Below are 291 nucleotides of genomic sequence, written 5' to 3' on the forward strand. Positions count from 1 at the left end.
CGGCATCGACGTCGAGGACGCGATGCGGCGCGGCGCCCTGCAGCTCCCGACCGCCGATGAAGCCTACCTGCGCGATGGCAACTTTGATCCCGACCTCATGTACGAGGCTTTCGATCAGGCGATCACCTCGGCTCTGGCTGCTGGCTTCACCGGCTGCCGCTTTGCGGGCGAGCCCACCTGGGCCCTCGATCGCAAGGAACTGCGCCCTGGCTTGATCGAATTTGAGAAGCGTCTGAACAGCCTGTTTCGCAGTCGCAAGGCTGCCGGATTCTGCGTGTACGACACGAAGGC

General features: G+C 63.9%; 1 protein-coding gene. It reads left to right on the forward strand.

All coding sequences use genetic code 11. From position 1 onward, the window contains the following. Nucleotides 1-291 (forward strand): MEDS domain-containing protein (locus D3A59_RS04185; protein WP_205665112.1); only part of this gene is annotated, 291 nt, incomplete at both ends.

Origin of the sequence: Caldimonas tepidiphila (assembly GCF_003569765.1) — a bacterium.
GTDB classification, from domain to species: Bacteria; Pseudomonadota; Gammaproteobacteria; order Burkholderiales; family Burkholderiaceae_C; genus Caldimonas; species Caldimonas tepidiphila.